Below are 14,175 nucleotides of genomic sequence, written 5' to 3'. Positions count from 1 at the left end.
AAGGGGCCGTTGCCGGCCCCTTTTACGATGATGATTTGATTATCCTTAGAGCATCGTTCCGCTGAGGATCAGCAGAGCGACCGAGAAGTAGATCACCAGGCCGGTGACATCGACCAGCGTCGCGACGAAAGGCGCCGATGCGCTGGCGGGGTCGAGCCGCAGCTTCTGCAGGATGAACGGCAGCATCGAGCCGGCAAGCGAACCGAAGGTGACGATGCCGATCAGGGCCGCAAAGACGGTGAAGGCGACCAGCTGCCAGTGCGGGCCGTAATCGAACAGGCCGATATTCTGCCAGAGCACGATGCGGGCGAAACCGACGAGGCCGAGGATCGCGCCGAGCACGATGCCGGTCGGCAGTTCGCGGAACGCGACGCGCCACCAGTCGGCAAGCTTGAGCTCGCCGAGCGCCAGCGCCCGGATGATCAGCGACGTCGCCTGCGAACCGGAATTGCCGCCCGAGCTCATGATCAGCGGTATGAACAGGGTCAGCACCACCGCCTTTTCCAGCTCGCCCTCGAAGTGCTGCATGGCGCTTGCCGTCAGCATTTCCCCGAGGAAGAGGGCTGCGAGCCAGCCGGCGCGCTTGCGGATCATGCCGGCAAAGCTGATCTTCATGTAGGGCTGGCCAAGTGCTTCCATGCCGCCGAACTTCTGGGCGTCCTCGGTTGTATCGGCGATCATCGTATCGATGACGTCGTCGACCGTGACGATGCCGAGCATCATACCCTTGTCGTCCACGACCGGAAGCGCCAGCAGATCATGGCGGCGGATCAGGCGCGCGACATCCTCCTGCTTCATAAGCGGCGGCGCCGTGACCGGCGTGCCCTTTTGGGCCACGGTCAGGATACAGGCATCGGGCTCGCCGGTGATGAGGCGACGCAGCGTCACGACATGCAGCAGCACATGCGTCTCGTCATCGAGCACATAGATGGCATAGACGGTTTCGCGGGAGCGCTCGACCTGGCGAACGTGGTCGAGCGTTTGCGCAACGGTCCAGCTGGCGAGAACACTGACGAATTCCGTCGTCATGATGCCGCCGGCCGTACGCGGCGGATAGCCCATCAGGCCCTGGATCGCCAGCCGCGCATGTTCGTCGAAGGTGGCGAAGAGCCGGGCGCGTGCCTCGACATCCATTTCGAGCAGCACGTCGGCGACGCGGTCGTTGGACATCCCGTGCAGCAGCCGCGCGGCATCCCCATTGCTCATGACTTCGAGGATGGCGGGCGCGTTGCGAAGTTCTGGCCGGTCGAGAATGCGCACGGCGCGCTCTTCCGGCATTTTGGCGAGGATGCGCGCAGCCTCGGATGCCCCAAGCGCATTCAGCGACTCGACACGCTCGGCGATGGTTACGCCACGATTGTTATTGATAAATGCACGAGCGGCATTGCCAGCCCGCACGGGAAAGCTGTTGATGTTCATTATAGCTCGCCTTTCCGGTCGATCCGCCGTCGTAGCGGATCGTGGCGAGCCGACAGGAGTCGGTTACTGCACGAATGCTACTGACGGCAAAGGCAATCGACTACTACTGTCGCTAGGCATCGAAAGATGACTCCGGTTGATCGGTATGGAAAACGCTGTTCCCCACGTGCGGAGAAGTCGCGCCGAAGGCATGAAAAGTCAAGAGGCGGACGTGCCTAAACACTCGATCCTGCGATAAAATTTTGTTTAGGCGGCTGCAAATTTTTGCGATGCAACAAAACCTGGTGCAAATGCGTTAAAACAAAGCGGCCGGACGACATTCGCCCGGCCTGACTTGGCATGAATGCCGATCGCTCAGAAACCTGCGAGAACGACCTTGCCCTTCATCTTGCCGGTCTCGACGAGGGCATGCGCCTTCTTCAGATTGGCGGCATTGATCGTGCCCGCGGTCTCCGTAAGGGTCGAGCGGATCCTGCCCGCATCCACCAGCTCCGCGACCTGGGTCAGCAGCTTGTGCTGCTCGATCATGTCGGCCGTGTTGTAGAGGGGGCGGGTGAACATCATCTCCCAATGGATCGATATCGCCTTCCACTTGAAGGGCACGACATCGAGCGTCTTCGGATCGTCGATGAGGGCAAATCGGCCTTGCGGCGCGATGGCTTCGGCGATTGAACCGATGTGATCCAAGGTGTTGGTCGTCGAGAAGACGAAGGCCGGGGCGCCGATGCCGAGCGCCTCGATCTGCGGCGCAAGCGGCTTCGAATGATCGATGACGTGATGGGCACCGAGCTCCTTGGCCCAGGCCTGCGTTTCCGGGCGGGATGCCGTTGCGATGATGGTGAGATCGGTCAGCGCGCGGGCGATCTGGATGGCGATCGATCCGACGCCGCCGGCCCCGCCGATGATGAGGACGGCATTGGCGGCGCCGGGTACGGGGTCCTGCACCTTCAGCCGGTCAAACAGCACCTCATAGGCGGTGATCGAGGTCAGCGGCAGTGCGGCGGCCGACGGAAAATCCAAGCTCTTCGGCTTTGTGCCGACGATGCGCTCGTCGACGAGATGGAATTCGGCATTCGACCCATCACGGTTGATGGCGCCCGCATAGAAGACTTCGTCTCCCGGCTTGAACATCGTGACCTCAGGCCCGACCGCCTTGACGATGCCGGCCGCGTCCCAGCCGATGATCTTGTACTCGCCCTCGGACGGGGCGACGTTGGCGCGGACCTTGATATCGACCGGATTGACGGAAACCGCCTTCACTTCGACCAGCAGGTCACGGCCCTTTGCCTCGGGCGTCGGCAGCTCGATGTCGATCAACGATGTCTCTGCGGAGATGGGTTGTGGTTGCTTGTAGGCGACTGCGCGCATGGGAGAAACTCCTCGGTTTGTTGCACAGAGGCTAGATGCGCATTATCCTCAAGAGGCGCAAGAATGCACAATTTCTGTACGTAGGTACAAAAAGGATACTGTCGATGTCACTTCCCCGCTCCAAGCTCGTCGGAAATTTTCCAGGTTGTCCGGTCGAGGCGACGCTGAGCCTTCTCGACGGCAAATGGAAGGGCGTGATCCTGTTTCACCTCATGGAGGGAACGCTGCGCTTCAACGAAATCCGCCGCAAGCTGCCGTCGGTGACGCAGCGCATGCTGACGAAGCAATTGCGGGAATTGGAAGAATCAGGACTGGTGTCACGCACCGTCTTTCCGGTGGTGCCGCCACATGTCGAGTATGCGCTGACGCCGCTTGGCGCCAGCCTGGGGCCGATCATCAAGGCGATGGCGGTATGGGGCGAGGAGAATGTCTTCTGCGGTGACGGTCGCCAGCAGCTGATGGCGGCTGGAGCCTCATGCGCGCCCGGCGCGGCGCTCCAGGCCAACTGAAAGGGCGAACACCGCCAGACCGCCGATGGAAAGAACCGCGCCGACATAGCCGGTGGCGGCAGCCGTAAAGCCCCATGAGATTACCAGGCCGCCGAGCCAGGCGCCGAGTGCATTAGCGATGTTGAAGGCGGAGTGATTGGAGGCTGCGGCAAGCGTCTGCGCATCCGCGGCGACATCCATGAGCCGGGTCTGCACGGCAGGGCAGGCGGCAAAGCCGCAGCCGATCAGGAAGACACAGATGCAGAGCATGACGGGATTGGCTGATGTCAGCGAGAAGAGCGTCATGACGATGATGTTGAAGATCATCATGCCGCCGATCGTGCCCTTGATCGAGATGTCGCCGAGGCGCGAACCGACGATGTTGCCGACATTCATGCCGATGCCGAAGAGCGCAAGTACGACCGGCACCATGGCGGAGCCGAGGCCGGCCACTTCGGTCGTCGTCGTCGCGACATAGCTGAAGATGGAGAACATGCCGCCGAAACCGACCGCGGCGACTCCAAGCGAAAGCCAGACCTGGATGCGCTTCAGGGCGCCAAGTTCGCGGGTGATGCTGGCGCCTTCCTCGACCTTATCCTTCGGCAGGAAGAGGGCGATGAGCAGCATGGTGGTGAGGCCGATAGCACCAACCATCATGAAGGCTGCGCGCCAATTCAGAAGCTGCCCAAGGAAAGTCGCGATCGGAGTGCCGATCAGCGTCGCGATCGTGAGACCAAGCATGACCTGGCCGACGGCACGCACGCGGCGGTGGACCGGCACCATGGAGGCGGCAACCAGTGCCGCGACGCCAAAATAGGCGCCATGCGGCAGACCGGTGATGAAGCGCAGCGCCGTGAAGCTTTCGAAGGTCGGCGCAAAGGCGCTGGAAATATTGCCGGCGGCAAAGATCGCCATCATCAGCAGGAGCAGCGTGCGGCGCGCCATCTTGGCGGCAAGCACAGCGATAACAGGCGCGCCGATGACGACGCCGAGCGCATAGGCGCTGATCACATGGCCCGCTTCCGGCGTGGTGACGCCGAAGGTGTCGGCGACGTTGGGCAGAAGTCCCATGATGACGAATTCGCCCGTGCCGATGCCGAAGCTGCCGACGGCCAGAGCCAAGGTCACCAGCATAATGGCGGCTCGCGACGGCGCTTCCAGGGAAGTCGGGGTATCGAGGGCCTCGAGGGAAATATCGCTCACGGAAACTCCTTGGGAGGCACACCAAGACGAAGTGCCGCGATCAGGCAGCGAACCCCGCATCCGGCGCTCAATGCATCAGGACGAAATAAGGAACTGGAAGGGCACGAACATGCCTCGCGCGAAAGTATTGATGAGGCCGGCACTCCTGTCGCGTGCATTTTCTGCAGTGCAGCATATCGCATGATGCATAAGTGCGCGCTGCACAATCCGAGGAGAGACAGCGATTCTTGAAATCGCCTCGTCCGGAACCATTTGTGAAAGAGCGCACGGGGCCTTCTACAGCCCCTTACTGAAATAAAAGTTTGCGGAAAAACCGAGAGCCCCAATGAAACTGATCGGCTTTTTCAATCGTGATGGCGGTACTTTCCGCACGACGGACATGATGGCCTACGAGAGGACAGCGGAGCAGGTCTTCCGCGACGCCGGCCACGATTTCGAGGCCGTGGTCGTGGAGGGCCGCAACATCGTCTCGGCGATGGAGCGCGCGGCGCGGCGTGATGACATCGACGGGATCGTCGCCGGCGGTGGCGATGGCACGATTTCGGCGGCTGCCGCCATCGCCTGGAAGAACGGCGTCGCCCTTGGCGTCATTCCGGCCGGCACCATGAATCTCTTTGCCCGCTCGCTGCGGTTGCCGCTCGATATCTGGCAGACGCTTGGCGTGCTGGCGACAGGCGAGGTCGACAATGTCGATATCGGCAGCGCCAACGGCCGTGCCTTCGTACATCAGTTCTCGGCCGGCCTGCATGCCCGCATGGTGCGCTATCGCAACGGCTATACCTATCGCTCACGCATTGGAAAGATGTCCGCCAGCACCCGCGCCGCCTTCGGCGTCATCGCCAATCCGCCGGAATTCGACGTTGATTTCGAAGTCGGCGGCATTCGCGAGCGCCGGCATGTCTCGGCGATCTCCGTTTCCAACAATCCCTTCGGCGCCAATGCGCTGCTTTATGCCGACAGCCTGCGCAGCGGCGAGCTGGGTTTCTACACCGCAAAGCCGCTGCGGCCGCTCGGCGTCGCTCGTCTTGCCATCGACATGTTGCGTGGCCGCGTTCGCGAGAACAACGATGTCATGGTCATGCATGCGCCCGAGGTGCATCTGCATTTCCCGAATCTGCGCCACCTCGCAAACTGCGTCATGGATGGCGAGCTCCTGCCGCTTGAGCGCGACGTGACGCTCAAGGTCCATCCCGGCGAACTCAAGGTGATGGTCCGCGAAGGAACCGCCGCCAGCGTTGCGCGCGAAGGCGCCGTCGACAGCGTCGCTATTTGACGGATTCAGAGACGGGGCAGGTAGGTCCGGTAATCGAAATCGGAAACCGTGCGCAGGTGACGGATCGCTTCCTTATGCTTCGTATCGCCGTAGAGCTTCTGATACCGCTCTCCGAAAATGTCGGCAATGAAGGCGGAGGCGCGGAAGCGCTCGACGGCGGTCAGGAAATCATGCGTCAGCCGCGGCGCTTCGGCAGGGACATGAGACGGCGTCGTTTCCTCGCCGGGATCGAGTTCGTTCTCAAGGCCAAGCAGCATGCCGCCGAGGATCGCCGCCAGCATCAGATAGGGATTGGCATCCGCGCCGGCGACACGGTGCTCGATGCGTGCGCCCGGCCCATCCTTCTCGGGAATGCGCACGGCGGTGCCGCGATGGCCGAAGCCCCAGGTGAGATCGACGGGCGCAAACGAGCCCGGCTGGAAACGGCGATAGGAATTGGCATAGGGCGCAAAGACCAGCTGCGCATCCTGCAGCGTCTGCAGCAGCCCCGCGCAGATCGACTTCAGCCTCTTCGGTTCGCCGCCTTCCGCGTCGAGGATATTGCGGCCTTGATTGTCGATGATGCTGGCATGCACATGCAATCCCGAGCCGGCATGGTCGGTATAGGGCTTGGCCATGCAGGTCGATTTCAGGCCGTGCTTGCGGGCGGCTTGCTCGGCTACGCGCTTGAGCATGATGCAATCGTCCGCCGCCGCCAGCGCGTCCGGGCGATGCAGCAGGTTCACTTCGAATTGGCCCGGGCCGAATTCCGCCGTCGTCGCATCCGCTGGCAGCCTTTGCGCCCTTGCATAGGCGCGCAGCGTTTCGAGGTAATCGTCGAGGAGATCGACCGCGTCCATGTCGTAGAGCTGAAAGCCGTTCGGTTCGCCCCGATAGGTCAAGGCTGCCGGCGGCGAGGGGATGCCCCTATCGCGCCAGTCGCCGGCAAGTAGATAGAATTCCAGCTCGGTCGCGATGACGGGCGTTAGGCCGAGCGCCTTGTAGCGATCGATCACTGCGGAAAGAATGGCGCGCGGATCCTGAAAGCTCGGGCTGCCGTCGAGCTCATGCATGGTGGCGAGCACCTGCTTCGATCCCGGTGGCGCCCAGGGCATATCGGCGAGCGTGCGCTCGTCGGCAACGCAGGTCCCATCGGGGTCGCCGATCGTCATCGACAGTCCGGTAATCTCGTCATTGTCGTAACCCCAGATGTCGAGCGATTGCGTCGAGGTCGGCAGCCGCACGGCGCCGGACCAGACCTTCTTTTCGGCCGCAATCGGGATCTGCTTGCCTCGCAGCCGACCGTTCATGTCCGAGATCAGCACTTCGATGCGCGCGTTACCTTCGGTTGCGTTGTCGGCCGCCATGCTCTTGTAAATCCCCAATGCTCACGGCATGGTCGTAAACCAAGATAGCTTTCAGTCAAGTCTGGCCGCGTTGCGGTCCGGAGCCACGCACATTATCGCGACATTGACGGGCTTGCCTGACAGACGCCAATCGCAAAGAGGGTTCGAATAAATTATGTCCGATAAATCCACCCGCTCCAATCTCGCCGCCCTCGATGCCGCCCATCACCTTCATCCCTTCGCCGACATGAAGAAGCTCAATGCCGATGGTGCGCGCGTCATCCAGCGCGGCGAGGGAGTCTATATTTTCGATGCGGAAGGGCGGAAGTATCTGGATGGATTTGCCGGCCTCTGGTGCGTGAACATCGGTTATGGCCGCACCGAAATCGCCGATGCTGTTACGAGGCAGATGAACGAGCTGCCCTATTACAACACCTTCTTCGGCACCACGACAACGCCCGCGACGCTTCTCGCCGAGGAAGTCTGCGCCCATGCCGGGCCGCAGTTCAACCACGTCTTCTTCACCAATTCCGGCTCCGAAGCCAACGATACCTGGTTCCGCATGGCCAGGGTTTATTGGGCTGCCGTGGGCAAGCCGACGAAGAAGACTATCATAGCCCGCAAGAACGGCTATCACGGCTCGACGGTCGCCGGTGCCAGCATGGGCGGTATGAAGTACATGCACGAGCAGGGCGACCTGCCGATCTTGGGCGTCGTCCATATCGGCCAGCCCTATTGGTATGCCGAGGGTGGCGATCTCTCTCCTGAAGAGTTCGGCCTGAAGATCGCCCGCGAGCTCGAAGCCAAGATCGACGAACTGGGCGAGGACAATGTCGCGGCCTTCGTTGCCGAGCCCGTGCAGGGCGCCGGCGGCGTCATTATCCCGCCATCCACCTACTGGCCCGAGATCGCGCGCATCTGCAAGGCAAGGAACATTCTGCTGGTCTGCGACGAAGTGATCTGCGGCTTCGGCCGTCTCGGCGCATGGTTCGGCCATCAGCATTTCGGCGTCGAGCCTGATCTCGCGCCGATCGCCAAAGGACTATCGTCAGGCTACCTGCCGATCGGCGGCGTGCTTGTGAGCGACCGCATCGCCGATGTACTGATCAACGAAGTCGGTGAGTTCAATCATGGCTTCACCTATTCCGGCCACCCGGTCTGCGCGGCTGCCGCCCTCGAAAATCTGCGGATCATCGAAGAAGAGAGACTGGTCGAGCGCGTGCGCGACGATATCGGTCCTTATTTCGCCGGTGCCTGGGGCAGCCTTGCCGATCACGACATGGTGGGGGAAGCCGTCAGCATTGGCCTCATGGGCGGCCTGCAGCTCGCCGCGGACAAATCGACACGCCGCCGCTCCGTGAAACCGGATGCGATCGGCTCAGCCGTTCGCAACCATGCCCTGGCGAATGGCCTGGTGCTGCGCGCCACCGGCGACCGCATGCTGGCCTCGCCGCCGCTGATCATCAGCCACGAGGAAGTGGATGCCATGGTGCGCATTGCACGCGGCGCTCTCGATGCCGTCTGGGCGGAAGTGAAATCGTAACTAGAGCTTGCCTGATGACGCAGGCACGTCCCACTTGCCCGCCTTGTGAAGGGCAAGGATCAGCGCCGCAACATGGATGACCTGGATCATCTTGCCTTCCAGCGCGAGCTCTATCGCCTGGCGGATCGGCATGCGGATCAAGCGGATGCGCTCGGTCGGGTCATCCGCCGGCTTGGTGGCAAGCTCGACATTGCGGGCAATGACGATATGCGCGTAGTTGGTATGCGTGGCCGGGTTGGGTGCAAGCTTGCCGACATAGTTCCAATCGGCAGAGGCGAGGCCGGTTTCCTCGCGCAGCTCGCGCGCTGCCGCTTCGACCGGGCTTGCATCGTTCGCATCCACGGCCCCGCCGGGAAGCTCGAGCGCCACGACGCCAAGCCCGTGACGGTACTGCTGGACGAGATAGATATGATCCTCGGCATCAAGCGCGACGATCTCGACCCAATCGGGATATTCCAGCACGTAATAGGGCGCAATCTCGACGCCCTCGGCCGTTACACAGTTGTCGGCTCGGACTTTCAGCCAGCGATCATGAACCAGATGCGTCGAGCGCGTCGTCTGCCAGGACGGAAGATCCGCGGTGTCGGACAGCAGGCTTGCGATAGCGTCTTTCGAGCTCATGCGCGGTTCAGCTCCTGTTGCGGATAGGTCCGCGCACAAACGAAAGATACCTATGCATCATGATGATCTCGATCGAAGATCTTGCGCACGATGTAGTTCGGCGAGAGATCGTCGCGGTAGTAGATGCGCGCGATCATCTCGGCGAGGATGCCCGTGGTGATCATCTGGACCGACGATAACAGCAGCACGACGCCAACCATGAGCAGCGGACGGCTGCCGATATCGTCGCCGAAGATGAATTTGTCGATCAAGAGCCAGAGCAGGATTAGGGCAGCGAGCGCGCCGAGGCCTAAACCGAGCGAGCCGAAGAAATGTCCCGGCCGCGCCTTGTAGCGCATGAAGAACATCACCGACAGCAGATCGAGGATGACGCGGAAGGTGCGGGAAATCCCGTATTTCGACGTGCCATGCTGGCGCGCGTGGTGGGTGACCGGGACTTCTCCGATCCGCGAGCTCGGCACGACGCCGGCAACCCAGGCTGGGATGAAGCGATGCATCTCGCCCATCAGCTTGACCTGCTTGATGATGGAGGAGCGATAGATTTTCAGGCTGCAGCCATAATCGTGCAGCTTCACGCCGGTGATGCGGCCGATCAGGTAATTGGCGCACCAGGAGGGGATCTTGCGCAGCAGCAGGCCGTCTTGGCGGTTCTTGCGCCAGCCGACGAGCAGATCGAGCTGCCGGCGTTCCAACTCATCGACCATCGAGGGGATGTCCTTCGGGTCGTTCTGCAGATCGCCGTCCATGGTGGCAATGAGACGGCCATTGGCCGCGTCGATGCCGGCCTGCATGGCCGCGGTCTGCCCGAAATTGCGCTGAAGCTCGACGATGCGCAGCGTCAGTCCCTCTTGCGAAAGCGATCGGCGGGCATTGACGAGCGTCGCGTCCGTGCTGCCGTCATCGACCAGGATGAGTTCCCAGGATTTGGCAAAGCCCGCCATGGCGGAACAGATGCGCTCGATCAGCGGTCCGACGCTCTCTTCCTCGTTGAAGACGGGCACGACCAGCGAAAGCTCGAGAGGGCTCGCCGGATCGGCCTGGGGGAGGGTCGACTCTACCGTTGTCTGCAACACTTCTTTCTCCTAAAAGACCGGCAGTACCTGCCGGACGAAACGAGCGAGAAGTCCGGTTTCAGCCTTCCGCTCGCCTTTGGGTGCCCTAACTACATGAAGACTCCGACGGTTGCCAGCCGACAGAATTGGTTTATTCGCAACCGAATGACGCTGCTGACGCTCGCGGTCGTTCTTGCTTATGCGGCTTTCATCGAATGGTTCTGGGGATGGAGTTCCATCCTGGCGCAATGGGGCAAGGTCGGCGCCTTGCCGATCCTGCTCGCCCTGGCGCTTCTGACGGGCACCTACTTCCTGCGCACCTGGCGCATCTACGACTATTTCCCGAAGGAAACCACGGGCCATTTTGCGGCGCTGTTCCGCGTGACGCAGGTTCACAACCTGCTGAATATCATGATGCCGTTCCGCACCGGCGAGACCAGTTTCCCGGTGCTGATGCGCTCGGAATTCGGCATTCCGCTGGCGCGCGGTACATCGGCACTGTTCGTCATGCGGCTGCTCGACCTACACGCGCTGCTGGTCGCGGCCGGTATTGGCCTTGCGCTTGCCTCGCCCTACAGCATTTTGGCCTGGATCGTATGGGTGTGTTTCCTGCTGCTGCCCGTTGCGGGCTTTGCCTCCCGCCGGCCGCTGATCCGCCTTGCCGCCCGCATCCTGCCGAAGAAGGCACAAGGGCTGGTTCATGAACTTGAACGTGGCCTGCCGGTCGATGCCGGTGCCTTTGCGCGTGCCTGGCTGACGACGGTGGTCAATTGGCTGGTAAAGGTCGTCGTGCTTGCCTGGGCGCTCGGCCTCATGAACGTCACCCCGCTTTCGGCAAGCTTCGGCGGGGCGCTGGGCGGTGAACTGTCCTCCGTCTTGCCGGTGCATGCACCAGGTGGTGTGGGCACTTATCCGGCCGGCATCACCGCCGGAGCTATGGCCTTCGGTGCTTCGGGCGAGAAGGCGGCGATTGAAAATCTCGCTCAGGCCAGCATCAATGCTCACCTGCTGATCGTTGTTTCGGCGCTGACGGGGACCGCGATCGGATTGCTGGTCTCGCGCAAGCGCGTAATCGCGCCTTAAAGATCGCACCGCGCTTTAATGTCGGGTCGTCTTATCGTCAAGCTCGGCCAAGCGCTTGCGCAGAAATGCCTGCTCCGGCACCTGCTGGCAGAGCGAAAGCGCCATTTCATAGGATCGCTGCGCCTCGTCCGAACGCCCGAGCTGCCGCAGGAAATCGGCCTTTGCGGCATGGGTGAGATGATACCGTGCCATACGCTCCTCCCGCAGCAGCCCATCGACGATGGCAAGTGCCGCCGTCGGACCATCGCACATGGAGACGGCCACGGCTCGATTGAGTTCGATCACGGGCGAGGGGCTCGCCGTCAGCAGCAGGTCGTAGAGCGTCACGAGCCTTCGCCAGTCGGTATCATCCGCGGTCACGGCGCGGGCATGTTCCGCCGCGATCGCGGCCTGAAGTGCATAGCTGCCGACGCTTTCGGCCGCCATCGCTCTTGCCGACAGTGTCAGGCCTTCGCTGATCTGGCTGTGATCCCAGAGCATGCGATCCTGATCGACAAGCAGCACCAGATCGCCTGCGGCATCGGTGCGAGCATGCCGCCGCGAATCCTGCAGCAGCATGATCGCAAGCAATCCTTCGACCTCCGGATCCGGCAATAGCTGCAGCAGGAGCCTGCCGAGCCGGATGGCCTCGGCTGCAAGGTCGGCGCGGACGATCGCCGCGCCTGATGATGCCGAATAGCCCTCGTTGAAGACGAGGTAGATGACATGCAGCACCTGCGCCAGACGCTCCGGCAGCTCGGTCTTGCCGGGCACTTCATAGGGAATATGGGCGGCGCGGATGCGGTTCTTGGCCCGCACGATGCGTTGGGCGACGGTCGGCGCCGGGATCAGGAATGCATGGGCGATCTCTTCCGTCGTCAGCCCGCAGACCTCGCGTAGCGCCATCGCCATGCGTGCTTCGGAGGCGATAAGCGGATGGCAGCAGGTGAAGATCAGCCGCAGCATATCGTCTTCGATCTGTTCGTTTTCGGCGATTTCCATCGCCTCTCCCTCCGGATAAAGGCTGTCTGTAATGTCCGAGCGGGCCGCGTCGAAGCGGGTCCGGCGCCGGATATGATCGATGGCGCGGAAACGACCGGCGGAGACGAGCCAGGCATAGGGATTGGCCGGGATCGTCTCCGCCGTCCATTGCTGCGCCGCAGCCGCGAAAGCATCGTGGAGCGCTTCCTCGGCCCGGTCGAAATCACCAAGCAGACGGATCAGCGTTGCCAGCACGCGGCGCGAATGGCTGCGATAGATGCTGTCTATGGTCTGGTTCAGCGACACGGCATCAGCCTTCCTCCGCCAGATCTCCCCGAAGGGTCAAGATGCGCACCGGACGAATCTCGATGGCGCCGTAGCGCGCCGAGGGAATGCGCTTGGCAATATCCGTTGCGCTATCCAGATCGGGGGCATCGATGAGATAGAACCCGGCCAGATATTCCTTCGTCTCCACGAACGGCCCGTCCGTGATAGAAAACGTGTCGCCGTTGGGGCGGATGACGATCGATTTGTTTCGGAGCTCCAGCGCATCCGAAACGATCAGCGTGCCGTCCCGCCGCAGGCCCTCGTCAAAGACGAAATGCTCGCCGATCAGATGGTTCATTTCGTTCGGCGTCAGCCTTCCGTCGACGTCGACGGATGTGTAGATCTGGCATAGAAACCGCATGTCCTTTTTCCTCCGCAGCTATTCGTCCGGAAAGTGGATGTCGAAGGCGGCGCGAACCTCGATCATGCCGTAGCGGGCGACGGGGAAAGTGGCGGCGATTTCGGTCGCTTCCTCCATGTCCCGCGCTTCGATCAGCACGAAACCGCCGAGATGCTCCTTGATCTCGGCGAAAGGGCCGTCCGTGACGACCGCATCACCCTTGCGCACCCGAACCGTCCTGGCGGTCTCTGGCTCGCGCAAGGCATTGGCAACGAGGAGATGGCCGCTCTGGCGCAGCCGGTTGTCGTTGTCGATCGAATCCTGCGTCAGCTTCCGGCCTTCCTCTTCGGAAAGCTTGGCGATCTCAGAGGTCTCGAACCAGACCTGGCAAAGAAATTTCATGGTAACCTCCTCAAACGTCCGGGCCGAAGGAATAGATCGGCCGCACCTCTATGCTGCCGAGCTTGGCGAGCGGGATGCCGGCGGCGACGCGGATCGCATCGTTCAGGTCTTTCGCCTCGATCAGGATGAAGCCGCCGAGATATTCCTTGGTTTCGATGAAGGGACCATCGGTCACCGATGTCTCGCCATTGCGGACCCGCACCGTCACCGCCGAGCTTGGCGATTGCAGCGCCTCGGCATGGATCATGTGGCCGCTCGCCATCAGATCGCGGTCATAGCCGAGCGAATCCGCATCGAGCTTGTGCTTTTCCTCCTTGCTCATGAGGTCGAGCCTCGTGCCATCGAACCAGACTTGGCAGAGATATTTCATCACAGCGTCTCCTCTCTCGATTTGCTGACAGCCATAGACGAGCGGCTCGCGAGCAAATCGACATCCCCATCCGCAGCATGACAAAAATTTTAGGCCCTGTCGAAAAAGGCAATCGCCGCTCGACCAGTTCCGTCATCTCAAAAGGAGAAACGGACATGTACAATCTGGAAGCAGCACTCATCTACCAATGGCACAGGAAGACGCTGTCGGAAAAAGACATACTGCAAATGTCAAATCCCGGCGAAGTCGTCCTTCGCACGATGATCGGATTTGCCATTTTTGCCGTGATGATTCTTGGTCTGAATTTGTTGGCCTCGCCAAACGGCGAACGGCCGCAAGTCGCGGCCGCTTATCAGGTGCAGTCAGTGTCAGCAGATAAGCGATAGGGCGAAAGCCCCATT

The 14,175-nt window shown here is 61.6% G+C and carries 15 protein-coding genes; 5 read left to right on the top strand and 10 right to left on the bottom strand.

Annotation, left to right across the window (positions count from 1 at the left end):
* Positions 1-45 precede the first annotated feature (45 nt).
* Together mgtE and FP026_RS22510 are read right to left on the bottom strand one after the other, a co-directional pair.
* The gene (mgtE, locus tag FP026_RS22515; RefSeq protein ID WP_149636808.1) at positions 46-1,419 is read right to left on the bottom strand and encodes a magnesium transporter; all 1,374 of its coding nucleotides are present in this window, start codon (positions 1,417-1,419) and stop codon (positions 46-48) included.
* Between the two features lie 354 nt (positions 1,420-1,773).
* Positions 1,774-2,787: a zinc-binding alcohol dehydrogenase family protein gene (locus FP026_RS22510; protein ID WP_149636807.1), complete on the bottom strand. Its 1,014-nt coding sequence runs from the start codon at positions 2,785-2,787 to the stop codon at positions 1,774-1,776.
* Between the two features lie 104 nt (positions 2,788-2,891).
* Here FP026_RS22510 and FP026_RS22505 point away from each other — a divergent pair, with 104 nt between their 5' ends.
* The gene (locus FP026_RS22505; RefSeq protein ID WP_149636806.1) at positions 2,892-3,296 is read left to right on the top strand and encodes a winged helix-turn-helix transcriptional regulator; all 405 of its coding nucleotides are present in this window, start codon (positions 2,892-2,894) and stop codon (positions 3,294-3,296) included.
* Here FP026_RS22505 and FP026_RS22500 read toward each other — a convergent pair.
* On the bottom strand, positions 3,261-4,478 hold the full coding sequence (locus FP026_RS22500) for an MFS transporter (protein WP_149636805.1): 1,218 nt from the start codon (positions 4,476-4,478) through the stop codon (positions 3,261-3,263). The genes FP026_RS22505 and FP026_RS22500 overlap by 36 nt on opposite strands.
* A 325-nt stretch (positions 4,479-4,803) precedes the next feature.
* Here FP026_RS22500 and FP026_RS22495 point away from each other — a divergent pair, with 325 nt between their 5' ends.
* Positions 4,804-5,751 carry a diacylglycerol/lipid kinase family protein gene (locus FP026_RS22495; protein ID WP_149636804.1) on the top strand — a complete coding sequence of 316 codons (948 nt, stop codon included), beginning with the start codon at positions 4,804-4,806 and terminating at the stop codon, positions 5,749-5,751.
* 5 nt (positions 5,752-5,756) lie between these two features.
* Here FP026_RS22495 and FP026_RS22490 read toward each other — a convergent pair whose 3' ends face one another.
* Complete coding sequence (locus FP026_RS22490; protein ID WP_149636803.1) at positions 5,757-7,097, bottom strand: glutamine synthetase family protein; 1,341 nt, start codon at positions 7,095-7,097, stop codon at positions 5,757-5,759.
* A gap of 154 nt (positions 7,098-7,251) precedes the next feature.
* Here FP026_RS22490 and FP026_RS22485 point away from each other — a divergent pair, with 154 nt between their 5' ends.
* A complete protein-coding gene (locus FP026_RS22485) occupies positions 7,252-8,619 on the top strand; it encodes an aspartate aminotransferase family protein (protein ID WP_149636802.1) in 1,368 nt (455 codons plus the stop codon).
* Here the strand turns inward: FP026_RS22485 and FP026_RS22480 are convergent, their stop codons facing one another.
* A complete protein-coding gene (locus tag FP026_RS22480; RefSeq protein ID WP_149636801.1) occupies positions 8,620-9,240 on the bottom strand; it encodes an NUDIX hydrolase in 621 nt (206 codons plus the stop codon).
* A gap of 50 nt (positions 9,241-9,290) precedes the next feature.
* Entirely contained in the window at positions 9,291-10,310 is a 1,020-nt protein-coding gene (locus tag FP026_RS22475; protein WP_149637176.1) for a glycosyltransferase family 2 protein, read from the bottom strand.
* A gap of 96 nt (positions 10,311-10,406) precedes the next feature.
* On the opposite strand from FP026_RS22475, the gene FP026_RS22470 reads away from it, so the two are divergent.
* Positions 10,407-11,375: a lysylphosphatidylglycerol synthase domain-containing protein gene (locus FP026_RS22470; protein ID WP_149636800.1), complete on the top strand. Its 969-nt coding sequence runs from the start codon at positions 10,407-10,409 to the stop codon at positions 11,373-11,375.
* A gap of 15 nt (positions 11,376-11,390) precedes the next feature.
* On the opposite strand, the gene FP026_RS22465 is transcribed toward FP026_RS22470, so the two are convergent.
* Genes FP026_RS22465 through FP026_RS22450 form a run of 4 tightly spaced genes read right to left on the bottom strand, consistent with a single transcriptional unit; the run spans position 11,391 to position 13,774 of the window.
* Positions 11,391-12,635: an RNA polymerase sigma factor gene (locus FP026_RS22465; RefSeq protein ID WP_188112669.1), complete on the bottom strand. Its 1,245-nt coding sequence runs from the start codon at positions 12,633-12,635 to the stop codon at positions 11,391-11,393.
* Between the two features lie 10 nt (positions 12,636-12,645).
* Positions 12,646-13,023, bottom strand: coding sequence for a YciI family protein (locus FP026_RS22460; protein WP_149636798.1), 378 nt, complete (start codon positions 13,021-13,023; stop codon positions 12,646-12,648).
* An 18-nt stretch (positions 13,024-13,041) separates the two neighbouring features.
* A complete protein-coding gene (locus FP026_RS22455; protein ID WP_149636797.1) occupies positions 13,042-13,404 on the bottom strand; it encodes a YciI family protein in 363 nt (120 codons plus the stop codon).
* A 10-nt stretch (positions 13,405-13,414) separates the two neighbouring features.
* Positions 13,415-13,774, bottom strand: coding sequence for a YciI family protein (locus FP026_RS22450; RefSeq protein WP_149636796.1), 360 nt, complete (start codon positions 13,772-13,774; stop codon positions 13,415-13,417).
* A gap of 155 nt (positions 13,775-13,929) precedes the next feature.
* Between FP026_RS22450 and FP026_RS22445 the strand changes: the two genes are divergently transcribed.
* On the top strand, positions 13,930-14,160 hold the full coding sequence (locus FP026_RS22445) for a hypothetical protein (RefSeq protein WP_149636795.1): 231 nt from the start codon (positions 13,930-13,932) through the stop codon (positions 14,158-14,160).
* The last annotated feature ends 15 nt before the right edge of the window (positions 14,161-14,175 follow it).

The sequence above is a fragment of the Martinezella tropici genome (genome assembly GCF_008370325.1).
GTDB lineage: Bacteria > Pseudomonadota > Alphaproteobacteria > Rhizobiales > Rhizobiaceae > Rhizobium > Rhizobium tropici_B.
The sequence above is the reverse complement of the archived record's forward strand: the minus strand, read 5'-3'. Positions and strand labels throughout refer to the sequence as shown.

What these genes read in the sequence shown, in the direction of transcription:
- FP026_RS22455 (WP_149636797.1), bottom strand. Translation starts at nt 13,404, where the DNA reads ATGAAATTTCTTTGCCAGGTCTGGTTCGAGACCTCTGAGATCGCCAAG.
- FP026_RS22460 (WP_149636798.1), bottom strand. Translation starts at nt 13,023, where the DNA reads ATGCGGTTTCTATGCCAGATCTACACATCCGTCGACGTCGACGGAAGG.
- FP026_RS22495 (WP_149636804.1), top strand. Translation starts at nt 4,804, where the DNA reads ATGAAACTGATCGGCTTTTTCAATCGTGATGGCGGTACTTTCCGCACG.
- FP026_RS22445 (WP_149636795.1), top strand. Translation starts at nt 13,930, where the DNA reads ATGTACAATCTGGAAGCAGCACTCATCTACCAATGGCACAGGAAGACG.
- FP026_RS22485 (WP_149636802.1), top strand. Translation starts at nt 7,252, where the DNA reads ATGTCCGATAAATCCACCCGCTCCAATCTCGCCGCCCTCGATGCCGCC.
- FP026_RS22480 (WP_149636801.1), bottom strand. Translation starts at nt 9,240, where the DNA reads ATGAGCTCGAAAGACGCTATCGCAAGCCTGCTGTCCGACACCGCGGAT.
- FP026_RS22505 (WP_149636806.1), top strand. Translation starts at nt 2,892, where the DNA reads ATGTCACTTCCCCGCTCCAAGCTCGTCGGAAATTTTCCAGGTTGTCCG.
- FP026_RS22450 (WP_149636796.1), bottom strand. Translation starts at nt 13,774, where the DNA reads ATGAAATATCTCTGCCAAGTCTGGTTCGATGGCACGAGGCTCGACCTC.
- FP026_RS22490 (WP_149636803.1), bottom strand. Translation starts at nt 7,097, where the DNA reads ATGGCGGCCGACAACGCAACCGAAGGTAACGCGCGCATCGAAGTGCTG.
- FP026_RS22510 (WP_149636807.1), bottom strand. Translation starts at nt 2,787, where the DNA reads ATGCGCGCAGTCGCCTACAAGCAACCACAACCCATCTCCGCAGAGACA.
- mgtE (WP_149636808.1), bottom strand. Translation starts at nt 1,419, where the DNA reads ATGAACATCAACAGCTTTCCCGTGCGGGCTGGCAATGCCGCTCGTGCA.
- FP026_RS22470 (WP_149636800.1), top strand. Translation starts at nt 10,407, where the DNA reads ATGAAGACTCCGACGGTTGCCAGCCGACAGAATTGGTTTATTCGCAAC.